Annotated in this window: 15 protein-coding genes and 1 riboswitch; all 15 genes read left to right on the top strand. The window is 26.5% G+C overall.

The genetic code is table 11. From position 1 onward, the window contains the following. Positions 1-71: 71 nt before the first annotated feature. The 15 genes from KQI36_RS05095 to KQI36_RS05025 all read left to right on the top strand — a co-directional run bounded on the left by KQI36_RS05095 (position 72) and on the right by KQI36_RS05025 (position 16,404). Positions 72-491 (top strand): type II secretion system protein, encoded by a 420-nt coding sequence (locus KQI36_RS05095; protein WP_216449901.1) that lies wholly within the window; start codon positions 72-74, stop codon positions 489-491. Positions 492-576: 85 nt separating this feature from the next. Next, positions 577-1,005, top strand: a complete 429-nt coding sequence (locus KQI36_RS05090; RefSeq protein ID WP_216449900.1) for a prepilin-type N-terminal cleavage/methylation domain-containing protein — start codon at positions 577-579, stop codon at positions 1,003-1,005. 58 nt (positions 1,006-1,063) lie between these two features. Further along, positions 1,064-1,810: a prepilin peptidase gene (locus KQI36_RS05085; RefSeq protein WP_216449899.1), complete on the top strand. Its 747-nt coding sequence runs from the start codon at positions 1,064-1,066 to the stop codon at positions 1,808-1,810. A gap of 12 nt (positions 1,811-1,822) precedes the next feature. Beyond that, on the top strand, positions 1,823-2,911 hold the full coding sequence (gene pilM / locus KQI36_RS05080) for a pilus assembly protein PilM (protein WP_216449898.1): 1,089 nt from the start codon (positions 1,823-1,825) through the stop codon (positions 2,909-2,911). A gap of 2 nt (positions 2,912-2,913) precedes the next feature. Beyond that, positions 2,914-3,450 carry a PilN domain-containing protein gene (locus KQI36_RS05075; RefSeq protein ID WP_216449897.1) on the top strand — a complete coding sequence of 179 codons (537 nt, stop codon included), beginning with the start codon at positions 2,914-2,916 and terminating at the stop codon, positions 3,448-3,450. A gap of 1 nt (position 3,451) precedes the next feature. Further along, positions 3,452-4,174 (top strand): hypothetical protein, encoded by a 723-nt coding sequence (locus KQI36_RS05070; RefSeq protein WP_216449896.1) that lies wholly within the window; start codon positions 3,452-3,454, stop codon positions 4,172-4,174. A 13-nt stretch (positions 4,175-4,187) separates the two neighbouring features. Beyond that, on the top strand, positions 4,188-4,652 hold the full coding sequence (locus KQI36_RS05065) for a type II secretion system protein (protein ID WP_216449895.1): 465 nt from the start codon (positions 4,188-4,190) through the stop codon (positions 4,650-4,652). Positions 4,653-4,656: 4 nt separating this feature from the next. Beyond that, positions 4,657-5,538, top strand: a complete 882-nt coding sequence (locus KQI36_RS05060) for a prepilin-type N-terminal cleavage/methylation domain-containing protein (RefSeq protein WP_216449894.1) — start codon at positions 4,657-4,659, stop codon at positions 5,536-5,538. Continuing rightward, positions 5,535-7,214, top strand: coding sequence for a hypothetical protein (locus KQI36_RS05055; RefSeq protein ID WP_216449893.1), 1,680 nt, complete (start codon positions 5,535-5,537; stop codon positions 7,212-7,214). Before KQI36_RS05060 ends, KQI36_RS05055 begins: the two co-directional genes overlap by 4 nt. A 182-nt stretch (positions 7,215-7,396) precedes the next feature. Continuing rightward, positions 7,397-7,494: riboswitch (purine riboswitch) on the top strand. A gap of 257 nt (positions 7,495-7,751) precedes the next feature. Next, the gene (gene guaB / locus KQI36_RS05050) at positions 7,752-9,203 is read left to right on the top strand and encodes an IMP dehydrogenase (RefSeq protein WP_010293565.1); all 1,452 of its coding nucleotides are present in this window, start codon (positions 7,752-7,754) and stop codon (positions 9,201-9,203) included. Positions 9,204-9,609: 406 nt separating this feature from the next. Continuing rightward, entirely contained in the window at positions 9,610-11,139 is a 1,530-nt protein-coding gene (gene guaA / locus KQI36_RS05045) for a glutamine-hydrolyzing GMP synthase (RefSeq protein WP_010293564.1), read from the top strand. A gap of 339 nt (positions 11,140-11,478) precedes the next feature. After that, positions 11,479-12,189: a Fic family protein gene (locus KQI36_RS05040; protein WP_216449892.1), complete on the top strand. Its 711-nt coding sequence runs from the start codon at positions 11,479-11,481 to the stop codon at positions 12,187-12,189. 243 nt (positions 12,190-12,432) lie between these two features. Then, on the top strand, positions 12,433-14,469 hold the full coding sequence (locus KQI36_RS05035; protein ID WP_216449891.1) for a methyl-accepting chemotaxis protein: 2,037 nt from the start codon (positions 12,433-12,435) through the stop codon (positions 14,467-14,469). 143 nt (positions 14,470-14,612) lie between these two features. Next, positions 14,613-16,043 carry a glucose-6-phosphate isomerase gene (locus KQI36_RS05030; RefSeq protein ID WP_216449890.1) on the top strand — a complete coding sequence of 477 codons (1,431 nt, stop codon included), beginning with the start codon at positions 14,613-14,615 and terminating at the stop codon, positions 16,041-16,043. Continuing rightward, positions 15,970-16,404 (top strand): YaiI/YqxD family protein, encoded by a 435-nt coding sequence (locus KQI36_RS05025; RefSeq protein ID WP_216449889.1) that lies wholly within the window; start codon positions 15,970-15,972, stop codon positions 16,402-16,404. Before KQI36_RS05030 ends, KQI36_RS05025 begins: the two co-directional genes overlap by 74 nt. Positions 16,405-16,693: the final 289 nt, after the last annotated feature.

Raw genomic sequence — 16,693 nt, 5'->3', positions numbered from 1 at the left:
GTTGGCAATTGAAAATGATATATAAAACTGGATTAGTTAATTTCTTTAAAAATAGGAGTTGTAGGTTAACTATGATTGTATATAAGAAAAGGGCAAAAGGATTTACCTTAATAGAGTTAATTTTAACTGTTGCTATAATTCTAATTTTAACTTTAGTGATTGTACCTAGTGTTATGGGATACAGACATTATGCAAATAAGAAAGCTATAGATGGAACTTCAAAAATTATTTTAAATGCTGTAGAACTTTATAATTCTGAAAGTGCAATGAAATTCTCAGATGATGAAATAACCAGTGATATGACTATAAGTGATGTTAAGGGGTACTTATCACCATTATTAAGAGATGAAGATATAAAGCAAATAGAGAAATATATAGATTCTGATGTAACTATTAAAGTATTAAAAGAATTTTCCAATGATAACAATGAAGAATTTTATTGTGAAAATCACGAAAGACTAGAAAATAATTTTAGTTGTAATAAAAAATAAAATTTATAGTTTCGATTGTTTTTTAGGGAAGTTTTTTACTTACCTAAAATTTCAATAAAAATAATTTTAAAGGGGATGTGAATGGATGAAAAATAAAAAGAAAAAAGGGTTTACCTTAATTGAGCTTTTAGCAGTGGTTGCTATAATTTTAATTCTAGCTTTAATAGCTCTACCTAGTTTAAAAGGCTATAAAGAAAGAGCTAATGTATCTCAAGCAGTTGCATCATCTAAAGTGTTAGTTAATGCTGTAGACACTTACAATGCAGCATATGCAGGAGAAGTTGGAAAGAATGGAAATGTAGCAGACACAATAAAAGAAGACTATAAACTATCAACAATATTAGAGGAATCTCACACTTATGTTGACAGTTATATTAGTGAACAAGAACAAGGTAAATTAAGAAAGTTAATAAGTAATGATGTAACAGTTAAAGATTTAAGAACTTTTGTTTCAGAAAATGGAACTTCAGAAAATATTATATTTAAAGATGGAAAAATAGTATTAGGCAAATAAGTGTGATGAATTTGTAACTCCTTTAAAAAGGAGTTACTTTCTTAAAAGGAGGGTTATTATGAGTTTATTAATTTTTATTTTAGGCGTTGTAATAGGCAGCTTTTTAAATGTTTGTATATATAGAATTCCAAGGGGCGAATCTGTAGCTTACCCACCATCACATTGTTATAACTGTAATAAAAACTTGAAATGGTATGATTTATTTCCAATAGTTAGTTATATATTTTTAAAAGGAAAATGTAGATATTGCAAAGTGAAAATATCTATTCAATATCCTGTTATTGAGCTTTTTACTGGAATTATATATTTATTAATATACATTCACTACGGAGCAACTTTAAATATGTTTAAATACATAATTTTAGCTTCATTTTTCATAGTTATTGGAATTATAGATTTAAAAACTACAGACATATATGACATAACAATATTAACTCCAGCAGTTATAGGAATTATATTTTTAATATATGAATATTATATAGGCCTTTCTATATCAGGAAATATTATAGGAATAGTACTTATGCTTTTTATAATTGGAGGTTTGATTTTAATAACTAAAGGAATGGCGGTTGGAGATTTAGAAATGTATTTGCTTGTACCATTATATATGGGATTAAAGAATTCTATATTAGTTTTACTTTTATCTATTATAATTGGTGGGAGTTTTGGAATTGCACTTATTTTAACAAAAAAGAAAACAAAAAAAGACTATATACCCTTTGGTCAATATATAACTATAGCAACTTTAATAGTTATGTTATATGGAGAAAATATAATTAATTGGTATTTTAATTTGATTATTTAGGGGTGAGAGGTATTGGAGAAAAATGAGAGTATATGGCAAAAGGATATTAAAAATATATTTAAAATAAATATGCATAAAAAGGAGAATGAGGAAGTAAAAAAAAATAGGAAACAAAGGGTAACTATAGATATAAATGAAGACACTATAGATATTTTAGTGGGAACTAAAGAAGATATAGTAAGTTGGAAAAAATTAAAAACTCCTAGTGATACTTTTGAAAATGGATTTATAACTGATGTAGTTAAAATAGGAGAAACTATAAAAGAATATTTTAAAATGGCTCATATTAGAGCTAAGGATGTATATTTCATTGTTCATGGTGATGACATAATAACAAGATATTTAGAACTTCCTATACTTGGAGATAAGGCTATGGATACTGCTGTTAAGATTGAAATACGTAAAAGTTATCCAGATAAAGAAAGTTTATATTATTATAGTTATCAACTAACTGAAAGTGTAAATGAGGAAAAGGCTAGTATTGGTAAATATATGGTAGTAATGTGTAAACGAAGTAAAATAGACAAGTATGTGGAACTTTCAGAAATCCTTAAGTTGAATCTCAAATGTATTGATTTATCAAGTAATTCTCTTAAAAGAGTTATAAGCAGTAGTAAATACACTAAAAATTTAAATTATATAGGAATTCTCAGTATACAAAATAACGAAACTACATTAGCTATAATAAATGACAACTTGCTTCAAATGGAAAAAAGAATAAACTTTGGGGTATCAAATATAAAACGAATTTTAGAATTAAATGATAAGGAAGTAAAAGAAAAACTAAGTAATATAGATTTTAATAGCATAAAACCTCTAGATTATGAGGGGGAACAGGTTAAAGGATTAGTAGATACTTTAAGTACTGTTTTAAACGGAGTTATAAAATTTTATTTTTCTGGAAGGGCTGAAAATAATCTAAATAGAATGTACGTATTAGGAGATTTAAATCATATAAAAGGAATAAAAAACTATTTTGAAAACTATTTTGAAAATGAAATTGTGTTTATTGATGATTTGAATATTAATATAGATAAGGAAAATGTGGTTAACTTAATAGATTATGTTAATTGCTATGGTTTGTTACTTAGGGAGGATTAAAAATGAAAGAATTAAATTTAGTACCTAAAGCAATTATAGAAAACCAGAAAAAAGGAAAAAAGAAGAGTTTAATTAATAGAATTATAGCTTTTATAGTAGTTATTTTTATAGGAATAAACTTATTTTATTTTATAGAATTTCAAAGATTCAAAAAGCAAAATAGTGATTTAAACATAACTTTAGAAAAATATGAAGAAGTATTAAATGAAGATGAAAAAATATCAAAGGAAACAAAAGAGATAATAAATCATATTGAAAAAGTTAATATGTTAGAAAGTGAAAAAAATAATATAATATCAAAAATAATAAAGGATTTTCAAAAGGAAATTCCAAAAGATGTGATTATAGAAAATTTTAATTATAGTGGTAAAACAATATCAATTTCTGCATCAAGTAAAAGTTATAATTCAGTATTAGAATTTTGGGCAAATATAGAAAATAATCATATTTATAAAGGGATAGAGTTACCTGCTATTAGTGAAAATAGTGATAAAAGTTATAGGTTTAATGCAGTCATAGAAATAGTGGAGGAAAATTAGGGTGAGAGAATTAAAAAAATCAGAGAAGGTGTTAATATCTATTCTTATATCTTTACTTTTGATACTTGTAGTATCTAAGTTAGCTATATTTCCATATAGATTAAATGCTATATCTTTAAAAAATCAGGTGGAAGAAAAAAGAAAAAAACTTGATTACGCTGTAAGAATACAGGAACAATTGGAAGAGAAGGTAGGGAGTTTAAATAAATTAAAAAAAGAACTTAATAGTTCAATTAAAAGGTTACCTGCAGGAAAGCAAACACCAGATATAGCTAGGGAAATACAGGAATTAGCTGAAAAAAATTTAATAAATCTGGTAGATATAAATTTTGAAAACATAGAAAATAATGGTGGGATTATAGAAGGTGAGGAAGAAGAAAATACAGTTGAAAAAGCAGCAGATTTAATAAATGATGTTACAAAAAATGAAAAAAAAGAAAATAAAAAAAATGATACAACTAAGAAAAATACTGAGGTTAAAGTAGAAAGCATATATGTGAATTTCACTGTTATAGGAGATTATAAGCAAACTTTAAATTTTTTATCTAATGTTGAAAATAGTCAAAGAATTTGTGAAATAAATGCAGTAGCAATGACAGGGAATAATCCCACTAAAACTAGTGTTAGAATGGAATTTTTCTTTAATGAATTAGAGGGTGAATTAGGCAAATATAAGTACGATTTTAATAAAGGCCAGTATGGAAAAGAAAATATGTTTAAGTAAGTTGGTGAATAGTTTGAAAGGTGTTAAAAAAGGGTTCACATTACTTGAGGTAGTTATATCAATGGCTATAGTGGTTGTGATTTTTGCTATTGTGTCATCAATATATAGTAGTATAAATAAAAACTTAAAAATCTATGAGGTTAGAAAAAAAACTTTTAATTATACAAATACAGCAGTGGAGATGTTAAAAAGTAAGAGCATAGAAGATATTGAAATGTTAGATGGAAAAGATGTAACAATATATTTTAATAACTATGAGGAACTGACAAAGTCTATAGAGGAAATAGAAAATTATGAAACAGAAAAAAATGATATATGTGATAAAGATAATTTTACTGTAAATATTAAAATAAATAAAAATATAAATAAAAAAGAAAACGCCTTTTGTAGTTACAATGTGAAAGTTGCTACATGGAAAATTAAAGGTAAAGAATTTTATAATGGAAAATCATCTGTGACTTTTGATATAGGTAGGTAGTTTTATGAGGAAAAATAAAGGAATAACTCTTATTGAGTTAATTGTAACAATGGGAATTTTAATGATATCTGTTGGTATGTTTTTTCTAATATTAAAAAGCAATTTAAAGGTTTTTGATAAGTTGTCTAATAAATATAATGTTAATAATAATTGCAAAATAGCCTGTAATCATATTTCAAACATTATAAAATATGGGGATAAAATTATAAGTAGTGATGAAATTAATAATAATCCAAATTTGAAGTTTTTAAACAATAATAGTAAAGAAAAGGTTGTTTTTTATATAGAAGGTAGCAATATAGAAAAAGAAAATCCTAATAAAGAAAAGGGAAATCAAAGACGATTTTTATATACTTTAAGGCAAGATAAAAATAATGAAGATATAACTAATTTATATAGATATGAGTACATGCCAATAGAAAATAAAATATTTAAACCAATGGGAAATAGTAGATATTTAACGGATGTGGAGAAAAAGAATTACTTAATAAATAGTGAAAAAAACAGATTGCAATTAAATGAAAAAAATTCAGCCTATATTAATGGAAGTTTAACTAAAGTAATAGATAAAAGTAGTGTTTACGATGAATATATAATATTTCAACCATATAAAAGCAATGTTGTTATGGCTATTTATTTTGATACAAATAATATACTTAAAATAATTTCTGTAAAGGAAATTCCCTTAAATGAATATGAGAATTATAATAAGATAAAAGAACAGTCGCAGGGTGAAAAAATCATAGCTTACAATATAAAAAGTATAAAAATTAAAAATAATGGACTACAAGTGACTATAGAAATAGATGGTGGTTGCAGAGAAAAAGATGAAAAAGTAGAAGTTAAAGATAAGGTTGTTATAGATAGAATGAGGGGGGCTATATGATGAAGAAAAAAGGCTCAGCATTAGTTACTGCTTTAATTACTATAATTGTTATATTTGTTTTAGCATCTACACTATTATCTTTTAGTTTATCTAGTTATAAAGCTTCCACTTATATAGAACAAAGCAAAAAATTAAAGCTAACAGCAGAATCAGAAATAGACAAAGCCTATAATGAAATGAAAAATTATATAGTTGATAAAACTGATATTCTATTAGAACCTAAAAGTTTTGATCCTGTAGTTATTGGTGATAATGGAGTACTTTTATTTGAAGATGATAATATAGAAAATAAAGTTACGTTGAAAAGTTCTTATGAAGATAAAATAACAGATGTAAAAACAGGAAAAGAATATTATTATATTAAAGTTAAATCTATGGCTAAAAATAAAAAAACTAATGAAACTGTCACTTTAGTTCAGTATATAGACAGAAGTGAAATATTAAATCCTTATTTTAATAGAATGTTTAATAGTGCTTTTTCTGTTATATCTCCGTTAAAAGAAAAAAATACAAAAGCTATTAATGGAAGTTTAAATAATATAGATAATTACTTTGATTTATTTAAAGGTAAGCTAAATATATCTGGAGATGTATTTATACAAAAAAATAATATAGTATTTAAGCCTAGTGGAAATATAAATTTTTTTGAGGATACGAATTTATACTTAAAAGGTGAAAATATAGAAATTGATGATAGTGAAAATGTAATTGCAACTTTAAATGGTGGATTACCTTATGAAGATAATGGCAAAATAGAGGAAAATCAAAAATATTGGAAGCAATTAAAATTAAAGGAGTTAAAGAATTTAGGTTTTAAAAAAAGGTTAAAAGAAGGTAATATAGAATATAAAGATTTTGATAAGTTAACCTTAGAAGATTTGAATAAGCCACATTTAAAAGTTGGTGGCGGTGATATTCAAGTTTTTGATGAAAAATATAAGTTTATTTCCTATGAAGATATATTGATGAAATATGAAAACTTGTTAAAAAAGGAAAAAAAGGATATAAAAAAAGAAGAGCCATATTTACAAAATCCATATGTAGGGCAAGAGTTTGTGAATATAAAAAGTAATAGTGACAATAGCCAACTACTTATAGAATTTAAAGGAAGAACAAAAAATGGTGAAAAAATAGATTTTAATAAACTAATAAATGGAGGAAATGCTAAAAATCCATATAAAGATTTTGCAGGAGTAATAGATGATAACCCTAAAAATAATGACGGTATATATGAGCATGCTGTTGAAGAATTAAGAAAAGTAGATAAGTATAAAGACAATTATCTACAAACTTATGGAAATGTTTATAAACTTATAATAATAGATGGTGATTTAGTAATTCCTAACAACAGTAAAGAAAATTTTATAAATTATATAATTTATTGTACTGGAACTGTTACCTTTGAAGGAATAAGTGAATTTTACAATTCATCTATATTTGCAAAAAATATAATTTTAAATCAAGATAACAATTTGGAAAGTAATAAATATAATATGATAAATTTTAATGGTGTAAATAGCTATAAATCTAAAGAGCATATTGTCAATGAATTAAGTGAAAAATTAACAGATTTCACTCCAGAATTTAAAGGTTTTATTCATAAAAACTTAATAAATTCACTAGATGGATATAAAGAAGCGTTAGAGTTTAATGTTATAAAAACAGAGAAATTTTAACATAGGTGAAGTGTGTATTATTAAATCCTATGATATTAATATTTTCAATAATTATGGAGAAATATAGGTTTAAAATTTGGTCTTATATTTTCTTTAATCTAAATTAAATAAAAAAAATATCAATTTGGTTGTTGACAAATTGTTAATTATTAAATAAAATAATTAACAATAGTTAAGCGCAAACAAAATTGAACATACTAACTCATATATCCCTTGAATATGGCAAGGAGTATCTACCGGAAACCAAAAATTTCTGACTATGAGTAAAATTAGAGAACCTATTTTAGAAATAATTAAATTTCTATATAAATAGGCAAGACTAGTTTTACTTATAATATAGTAAAACTAGTCTTTTTTTAGAAGATAATTTGGGAGGAAGAATTTATAATTTATATATTATAGGAGAGGTTACTAATAGTGTGTAAATTTTAAAAAGAATTTATACACTAAATCTTTTAAAAATTCTTTCCAATTAAGACTAACAGTTGATTTAAAGAGATATAATGGATAAAAATTAAGAATGAGGAGTGATTTTAAATGGCAGTTATTTTAAAACAAGCATATACATTTGATGATGTATTATTAGTTCCAAATAAATCAGAGGTTTTACCAAAGGATGTTACTTTAAAAACTAACCTTACAAAAACTATAAAGTTAAATATGCCACTTATGAGTGCAGGAATGGATACTGTTACAGAAGCTAAAATGGCTATAGCTATGGCTCGTGAAGGTGGAATAGGTATTATACATAAAAATATGTCAATAGAAGAACAAGCGGCAGAAGTTGATACTGTAAAAAGACAAGAAAATGGAGTAATAACAAATCCATTTTATTTATATCCAAGCAATACTTTAGAAGAAGCTGATAAAGTAATGGCAAGATACAGAATATCAGGAGTGCCAGTAGTTAAAGAAGATAATACATTAGTTGGAATAATCACTAATAGAGATATGCTGTTTGAAAAAGATTTTTCAAGAAAAATTGAAGAAGTTATGACAAAAGAAAATTTAATAACAGCAAAAGAAGATACAACTTTAGATGAAGCTAAAGAAATACTTAAAACACACAAAATAGAAAAACTGCCATTAGTAGATGAAAACTTTAAACTAAAAGGTTTAATAACAATAAAAGATATAGAAAAAGTTAGAATTTATCCAAATGCAGCTAAAGATGGAAAAGGTAGACTTTTATGTGGTGCAGCTGTTGGAGTAACAAAAGATATGATGGAAAGAGTAGATGCTTTAGTTGAAGCAGAAGTTGATGTAATAACTATTGATACAGCTCATGGTCATTCAAAGGGTGTTATAGATGCAGTAAGAACTGTAAAAGTTAAATATCCAGAACTTCAAATTATAGCTGGTAACGTTGCTACACCAGAAGCTACAAAAGAATTAATTGAAGCTGGTGCTGACTGTGTAAAAGTTGGTATAGGACCAGGTTCAATATGTACAACAAGAGTTGTTGCAGGTGTTGGAGTTCCTCAATTAACTGCAGTAATGGATTGTGTAGAAGAAGCTAATAAATATGGAGTGCCTGTTATAGCAGATGGTGGTTTAAAATACTCAGGAGATATAGTAAAAGCATTAGCAGCAGGAGCTAAAGTTTGTATGATGGGTTCTATGTTCGCTGGTTGTGAAGAAGCTCCAGGTGAAACTGAAATATACCAAGGAAGAAAATATAAAGTTTATAGAGGAATGGGCTCATTAGGAGCTATGGCAGCAGGAAGTAAAGATAGATATTTCCAAGAAGATAGCAAAAAATTAGTACCAGAAGGTGTTGAGGGAAGACTTCCATTTAAAGGAGCTGTTGTTGATACAATATTCCAATTAATGGGCGGAATACGTTCAGGAATGGGATATTTAGGAGCACCAACTTTACAACAATTGTTTGAAACAGCTAGATTTGTTGTTCAAACATCAGCAGGACTAAAAGAAAGTCATCCACATGACATATCAATAACAAAAGAAGCACCAAACTATAGTTTATAGTTTAGTAGAGGATGGATATTAAGCTGAGAAGAGGTTTAAATAGTAAGAAAAATATGATATGCTATTTAATAAATATAGTGAGTTAAGTTGGAATTAAAATTTATTTGTTAAATATATATAAGTACTAATATATATTTACTTTTGAGTTTAAGAAATTTTAAGAATAACATCACTGATATGAATATATGAAATTTTCAATGTATAAGTTAAAATATAAGTTTCAAACTATATATAGGGAAATAAGTGCGTCTTTAAGGTTATTCATGAAATAATAAAATATTATCATTAAATAATGAATAACTTAAAGAGTCGGCTTGTAACCCTATATTCAGTTAAAAATGGATACAAGTAATTTAAATATAAATAAACTATAGTTTCATAAGAAATTAGAAAAGGGAGGCCTATGATGAGCAGAGAACTAGTTTTAGTTGTTGACTTTGGCGGTCAATATAATCAACTTATCGCAAGAAGAGTAAGAGAAAATAAAGTATATTGTGAAATAGTTCCATATACAATTTCTGCTGAAAAAGTTAAGGAATTAAATCCAAAAGGAATAATTTTTACAGGTGGTCCAAACAGTGTTTATGGTGAGGATTCTCCACAGGTAGATAAAGAGCTATTTGAGCTTAACATACCTATATTAGGAATATGTTACGGTGCTCAACTTATGTCTCATATGTTAGGTGGATGTGTTAAAACTGCAACTATAAGAGAATATGGAAAAACAGATGTAGAACTTACAACTAACAATAAGTTATTTGATGGAATAACAGAAAAACAATGTTGGATGAGTCATACAGATTACATAGAAAAAGCACCAACAGGCTTTGATATTATAGGATATAGTAATCAATGTCCAGTGGCTGCTATATGCAATGAAGACAAAAAACTTTATGGAGTACAATTCCATCCAGAAGTTGAACATACTTTATTTGGCGCAAAAATGTTAACAAACTTCTTATACAATGTTTGTGAAGTTAAAGGCGATTGGTCAATGTCTTCTTTTGCAGAAGAAAAAATAAAAGAAATAAAAGAATTAGTTGGCGATAAAAAAGTTTTATGCGCTTTATCTGGTGGAGTAGATTCATCAGTAGCTGCAGTTCTTGTACATAAAGCAATAGGAAAGCAGTTAACTTGTGTATTTGTTGATCACGGTCTTTTAAGAAAAGATGAAGGGGATCAAGTAGAAGAAGTATTTAGAAAAGGTTTTGATATGAACCTAATAAGAGTTAATGCACAAGATAGATTCTTAGGCAAACTTAAAGGTGTAAGTGATCCAGAAAGAAAAAGAAAAATAATTGGTGAAGAGTTTATAAGAGTATTTGAAGAAGAATCAAATAAACTTGGAGAAATAGATTTCTTAGTTCAAGGAACAATATATGCAGATGTAGTAGAAAGTGGAACTAACACTTCAGCTACAATAAAAAGTCATCACAATGTTGGAGGACTTCCAGAAGATATTACATTTAAATTAATTGAGCCATTAAGAGAATTATTTAAAGATGAAGTTAGAGCAGTTGGAGAAGAAATAGGAATTCCTCATAATTTAGTATGGAGACAGCCATTCCCAGGTCCAGGACTTGCTATAAGAGTTCTTGGTGAAGTTACTGAAGAAAAATTATCTATAGTAAGAGAAGCTGATGCGATATTCAGAGAAGAAGTTGCATTAAATGGATTAGAAAGTAAGATATGGCAATATTTTGCTTGTCTTCCAAATATCCAATCAGTTGGAGTTATGGGTGATGAGAGAACTTACTGTCATACAGTAGCATTAAGAGCTGTAACATCTTCAGATGGAATGACTTCTGATTGGGCAAGAATACCATATGAAGTTTTAGATAAAGTATCTAGAAGAATAGTAAATGAAGTTAAAGGAATAAACAGAATTGTTTATGATGTAACTTCTAAACCACCATCAACTATTGAGTGGGAATAAAATATATAAGTAATTAAAAGTGATAAAGCCTATTTTACAGTGTTTATTTTAATTAATAACCTATAAAATAGGCTTATTTTTATATAAGTTTCACTTAAACTCCTCATCAAAATTTTTAAAAAGTGGGTTAATAATGATATTGAAGGTTGGTAAAACTTTTTATATTTTAATGTATTAAATTAAAGATTGAAGGACAAAAATTATAATATGTATTTAGAAAAGCGTTTAGTATAGAATAGAAATATATTATATAAGTACAGTGCAAATATTACTTAGTATATTAAAAATTTAAAAATAGAAGATATAAAAATTTAAATTAATTGGAGTGTAAAGAATAGTATGGATAAAGAATATTATGATAAGTTTTTAAAATCATTAAATGTAACAAAGGGAATTCATAATTCCCTAAATGAGATTTTAAAATACGATTTTATATATAATTCAAATAAAATAGAAGGAAGTACATTTACAACAGAAACACTTCAATTTTTATTTGAAAAAAATATAGTAATGGGAACTCATACATTAGATGATGTTCAGGAAACAGTTAATTCTTTTTATACTTTTGATATGGTATTAGATAAAATAGATAAAAAACTTACTTTAGAAATGATAAAAGAATGGCATGCAAGTTTAATGTATAGAACAAGATTATATGATATGGGTTTAGCAGGAGTATTTAAAAAGTATCAAAATAAAATACTTGGTGCTGAATTTGATACATCAAATCTATGGGAAGTAGAAGATAGATTAAAGGAAATTATAGAGAAATTTTATAGTTTAAAGGAAATTATAATTTATGATATAGCAAGATTCCATTTTGAATTTGAGCGTATACATCCATTTCAAGATGGGAATGGCAGAATAGGTAGGTTTATATATTTAAAGCAATTATTAGATAATAGATTAGATTTAAAATATATGAATGGAGAATCAGCAGATGAATACAAAAGAGCTTTGGAAGAATCGTCCTCGAATAATATTAAACCATTAGTTGATTATTTAGAAAAGCAAAAGAATTTTATTAAAGAAAACGAAAGAATGTTTTAGTCAAATAGAGTATAAATATTTTTAATTTTATATTGAATAATAAACAAATATTAGTTTAAGTAATAAAGCCTGTTTTATAATGTTTATTTAATAAATAACTTATAAAACAGGTTTTTTTATTAGTTTAAACATACAATTTGTTATATTTATACAATATTTTACTTTAGAAAGTAAAGTTTTACAATATGCCATCGAATGTATAACTGGGGTAAGCTAATAAAACAATAAAGGAAGGGATATGTAATGACATTCGCTAAAAAAGGCGTAGATCGGAGAATAAACACCGTCGGTGGAAAATTAATGGTAACTTTTGTTTTAGTTGCATTAATAATAGCTGGTTCCTTAGGGGGGATTTCTACTATAATTTCAAGTCAGTCAATATTTAACTTAGGTTCTGCAAGTTTATGTGAAATAGCAGCGAAAACTAGTGATGCCATTTTGAATAAATTAGAAGGTAATAAAAAAATGTATGAGGTAATATCTCAAACTGCATCAGTTAAAGATTCAAATATAGATTTAAATAAAAAAATAGATTATATAACTGACATTGTAAAAGCTGATAATTTATTGGAGATAGGAATAGCAGATTTAAATGGAAATGTTCAATTTAAAAACAGTACAGCTAAAGTAGATCATAGAGAGTACTTTCAAAGTACGATAAAAGATAATAAGATAACTGTATCATCACCAATGGTTAGCTCTAATAAAGCACATAATGGAGCTGTAGTACTTACTTTCTGTGCTCCTATACATGATAGTGATAATAAAATCACATCTACAATAATTGCGGATATAAAAGTGGATGAACTTACTAGTATAGTTAATGATGTTAAGATTGGTAATACTGGAAAAGCATTTATGATAGATGGTACTGGAAATATTATAGCTCATGCTAATACAGATTATATTGGAAAGCTTAATATATTTACAGAAGGAGAGAAAAATAAAGATTTTAAGGATATGTCATCAACAATCAAAACTATGATGAGTTCTGAAAAAACAGTTTCTAGGGTAAAAGTTAATGATAAAAAAATGGTTATAACTAATGCACCAGTTAAAGGAACAGATTGGACACTTATAGTACAAATAGATGAAGATGAACTTTTTGAAAGTATTAATTTAGGAAAAAAATTAATGTTGGTTTTAGCAGTAATAACTATATTAATAAGTGTAAGTATTGTATATATACAAATTAAAGGCATATCTAAAAGTATAGGTTACACAACTAAAAGCTTAAATTATATATCAAAAGGGGATTTTACTAATCCAATAAACATTAAGTTAATAAATAGAAGTGATGAGCTTGGAATTATGGGACAAGCTATGAACAATATGCAAATTAAACTAAGGGATACTTTAAGCAATCTACAAGAGAACGTACAAGGGTTAGATGTCTCTTCTCAAAATTTGGCAAGTGTTTCGGAGGAATTATCTAGTGCAGCAGATACTGTATCAGAATCAGTTCAGGATGTAGCAAAAGGTGCGGAAGGACAATCATCTGATATGGTAAATGTAGTGTATAATATGGAAATGTTTAATGAAGTTATTGAAAAAGTATTAAATGCTATTGATGAAATAAAATCAAATAATGATGTAATATATAATTTATCTGATAAAAGTAATAAAGATATGAATCAAGTGATAAATTCAGTTGATAACGTTACAACAGCTTTTGAGGGATTAGTAAAACAGGTAGAATTTGTTGGAGAGAATATAAGTAAAGTAAATAATATAATTACAGTAGTAAATACTATTTCAGAAAGAACTAATTTACTAGCACTAAATGCAGCTATAGAAGCAGCAAGAGTAGGAGATGCAGGAAAAGGTTTTGCAGTTGTAGCAGAAGAAATAAGGAAACTTGCAGAGCAAAGCAGAATTTCTGTTTCAGATATAACTAATCTTTTAAATAATATATTTGATGAAGCAGGTATTATGGTAAAAAACACTAATGCTGTTAAAGAGGAAGTGTTTAACCAAAAGGGAGTTATATTAAATGCTGTAAATAATTTTAGTGATATAACAGGAGCTGTAGAAAATATGAAACCTAAAATTGAGAAAAGTAAAGAATTAGGTGCTAAGATTATAGACAATAAAGAAGTAGTGATAAATAAAATACAAAGTGCATCATCAGTATCACAAGAAGTTTCAGCAGCTGCAGAAGAAATTTCTGCTATTTCGGAAGAGGCCATGTCATCATCACAAGAAGTAGCTAAAGCTGCAGAAGATTTAACTGAAATGACTAGAACTATTAAAAATAATTTATTAGAATTCAAAATATAGAAATATAGCAAAAAAGCTAAGATACAAAATTTTGTACCTTAGCTTTTTTATGTAAAAGTATAATATTTAATTTTTCAACATAAATTAATAAAGTATATAAAAATATACAAATTTTAAAAGTAATTAATTTAGTTGGAGGATTTATGAATAATATAGAGGTAGATTTTTCAAAATGTTATCCTTATCTAAAGAGCGAAGAAATTTTAATTTTTGATAATATGACAAGAGAAATTCATAAAATGATGCATAATAAAAATTGTATAGGAAGTGAATACTTAGGTTGGCTAAATTTACCTAGTGATTTTCCAAAAGATGAAATAAAAAAAATAAAGAATGTAGCTGAAAATATAAAAAAACATTCAGATGCTTTTATCATAGTGGGAATAGGCGGCTCTTATTTAGGGGCTAGAGCAGTTATTGAAGGATTAACTCATACATTTCATAACAGTTTACCTAAGAGTGAAAGAACGGCACCTAAAATTTATTTTGCAGGTAATAATATTAGCTCAACATATCTTTCAGAAATATTAGATATGGTGGAGCATGTAGATTTTTCTATAAATGTTATATCGAAATCAGGAACAACTACAGAACCAGCTATAGCCTTTAGATTTCTAAAAGATGTATTAGAAAAAAAATATGGAAAAGATGGAGCAAGAGAAAGAATATTTATAACTACTGATAAAAATAAAGGTGCTATGAGAAAACTTTGTGATGAAGAAGGTTATGAAAATTTTGTAATACCAGATGATATTGGTGGAAGATACTCTGTTCTTACATCAGTTGGATTACTACCTATTGCAGTTGCCGGAATTGATATAGAAGAACTTTTAAAAGGTGCAGAGGATGCAAGTGTTGAATATAATAATTATGATTTAGAAGAAAATAGTTGTTATAGATATGCAATTGCAAGGCATCTATTATATATGAAAGGAAAATTTATAGAAATTATGGCAACATATGAACCTTGTATGAGTTATTTTGGTGAATGGTGGAAGCAATTATTTGGGGAAAGTTTAGGAAAAAACCATACAGGTATATTTCCGGCTACCGTTAATTTTTCTACTGATCTACATTCTATGGGACAATATATACAAGAGGGATTAAGAATATTTTTTGAAACTACGATAAATATAAAAGAAACTAAAAGAGAACTTGTTATATTTAATGATGAAAAAAATATAGATGAGCTTAATTTTCTAGAAGGAAAAACTATTGATTATATAAATAAAAGAGCTATGGAAGGAACAGAGCTTGCTCATAATCAAGGTGAAGTACCAAACATAACAATAACAATACCAGAATTATCTCCATATTATGTAGGTTATATGATATACTTTTTTGAAAAGGCATGTTCAGTGTGTGGATACTTAATTGGTGTTAATCCTTTTGACCAACAAGGTGTTGAAAATTATAAAAGTAATATGTTCGCACTTTTAGGTAAGCCTGGATATGAAGATAAAAAAATAGAATTAGAGATGAAATTAGAGGAAATGAATAATGAAAATTTTAGTAGATGCAGATGCATGTCCTGCAAAACAAATCATAGAGAATGTAGCAAAAGAATATGGTAAAGAATTAATTTTTTATTGTGATATAAATCATGTTCTAACGGTAAGTTATGGAGAAGTAAAGTATATGGATAGTGGATTTCAAAGTGTAGATATGAAAATTGTAAATGAAGTAAGTGATATGGATATAGTTGTAACACAGGATTATGGTGTAGCAGCTATGGTTTTAGGCAAGAGAGCTTTTGCTATAAGTCCCAAAGGTCACATATATTCAAATGATAATATAGATAAATTACTATTTGAAAGACATATAAGTGGAAAAGTAAGAAGAGGTGGTGGAAAAACTTCTAATCCAAAGAAAAGAAAAGCAGAAGATGATGAAAGATTATATAAAAACTTAAAAAAATTAGTAGCTAATTCATAGTAGATATTTTAAGAGTGACTTTCAATATTGCATAGGAAAATAACTATTAAACAAGTTGAAATTAATAAAAGCACTAAGGGATAAGCATAGCAAATTGTCCAGTTATGCAGACATCCCTTTTGTTATCATAGAGTTATAAGGGGTAATAATTTATAAGGTTTATTTGAAGCATTAAATTTAATATATTAACCTTATATAGCCCTTTTCTATTTTTTGGAATTATAGTATAATAAAATATAATATGTAAAATCTTAATGTTGTATTCAGATAAAGTTTTAAACTCACTGCT

The organism is Clostridium senegalense, assembly GCF_018916625.1.
In the GTDB taxonomy this organism is placed as follows: Bacteria; Bacillota; Clostridia; order Clostridiales; family Clostridiaceae; genus Clostridium_J; species Clostridium_J senegalense.
This window is presented reverse-complemented; position numbering and strand designations above follow the sequence as displayed.

What these genes read in the sequence shown, in the direction of transcription:
- KQI36_RS05095 (WP_216449901.1), top strand. Translation starts at nt 72, where the DNA reads ATGATTGTATATAAGAAAAGGGCAAAAGGATTTACCTTAATAGAGTTA.
- KQI36_RS05090 (WP_216449900.1), top strand. Translation starts at nt 577, where the DNA reads ATGAAAAATAAAAAGAAAAAAGGGTTTACCTTAATTGAGCTTTTAGCA.
- KQI36_RS05085 (WP_216449899.1), top strand. Translation starts at nt 1,064, where the DNA reads ATGAGTTTATTAATTTTTATTTTAGGCGTTGTAATAGGCAGCTTTTTA.
- KQI36_RS05075 (WP_216449897.1), top strand. Translation starts at nt 2,914, where the DNA reads ATGAAAGAATTAAATTTAGTACCTAAAGCAATTATAGAAAACCAGAAA.
- KQI36_RS05060 (WP_216449894.1), top strand. Translation starts at nt 4,657, where the DNA reads ATGAGGAAAAATAAAGGAATAACTCTTATTGAGTTAATTGTAACAATG.
- KQI36_RS05055 (WP_216449893.1), top strand. Translation starts at nt 5,535, where the DNA reads ATGATGAAGAAAAAAGGCTCAGCATTAGTTACTGCTTTAATTACTATA.
- guaB (WP_010293565.1), top strand. Translation starts at nt 7,752, where the DNA reads ATGGCAGTTATTTTAAAACAAGCATATACATTTGATGATGTATTATTA.
- guaA (WP_010293564.1), top strand. Translation starts at nt 9,610, where the DNA reads ATGAGCAGAGAACTAGTTTTAGTTGTTGACTTTGGCGGTCAATATAAT.
- KQI36_RS05040 (WP_216449892.1), top strand. Translation starts at nt 11,479, where the DNA reads ATGGATAAAGAATATTATGATAAGTTTTTAAAATCATTAAATGTAACA.
- KQI36_RS05035 (WP_216449891.1), top strand. Translation starts at nt 12,433, where the DNA reads ATGACATTCGCTAAAAAAGGCGTAGATCGGAGAATAAACACCGTCGGT.
- KQI36_RS05030 (WP_216449890.1), top strand. Translation starts at nt 14,613, where the DNA reads ATGAATAATATAGAGGTAGATTTTTCAAAATGTTATCCTTATCTAAAG.
- KQI36_RS05025 (WP_216449889.1), top strand. Translation starts at nt 15,970, where the DNA reads ATGAAAATTTTAGTAGATGCAGATGCATGTCCTGCAAAACAAATCATA.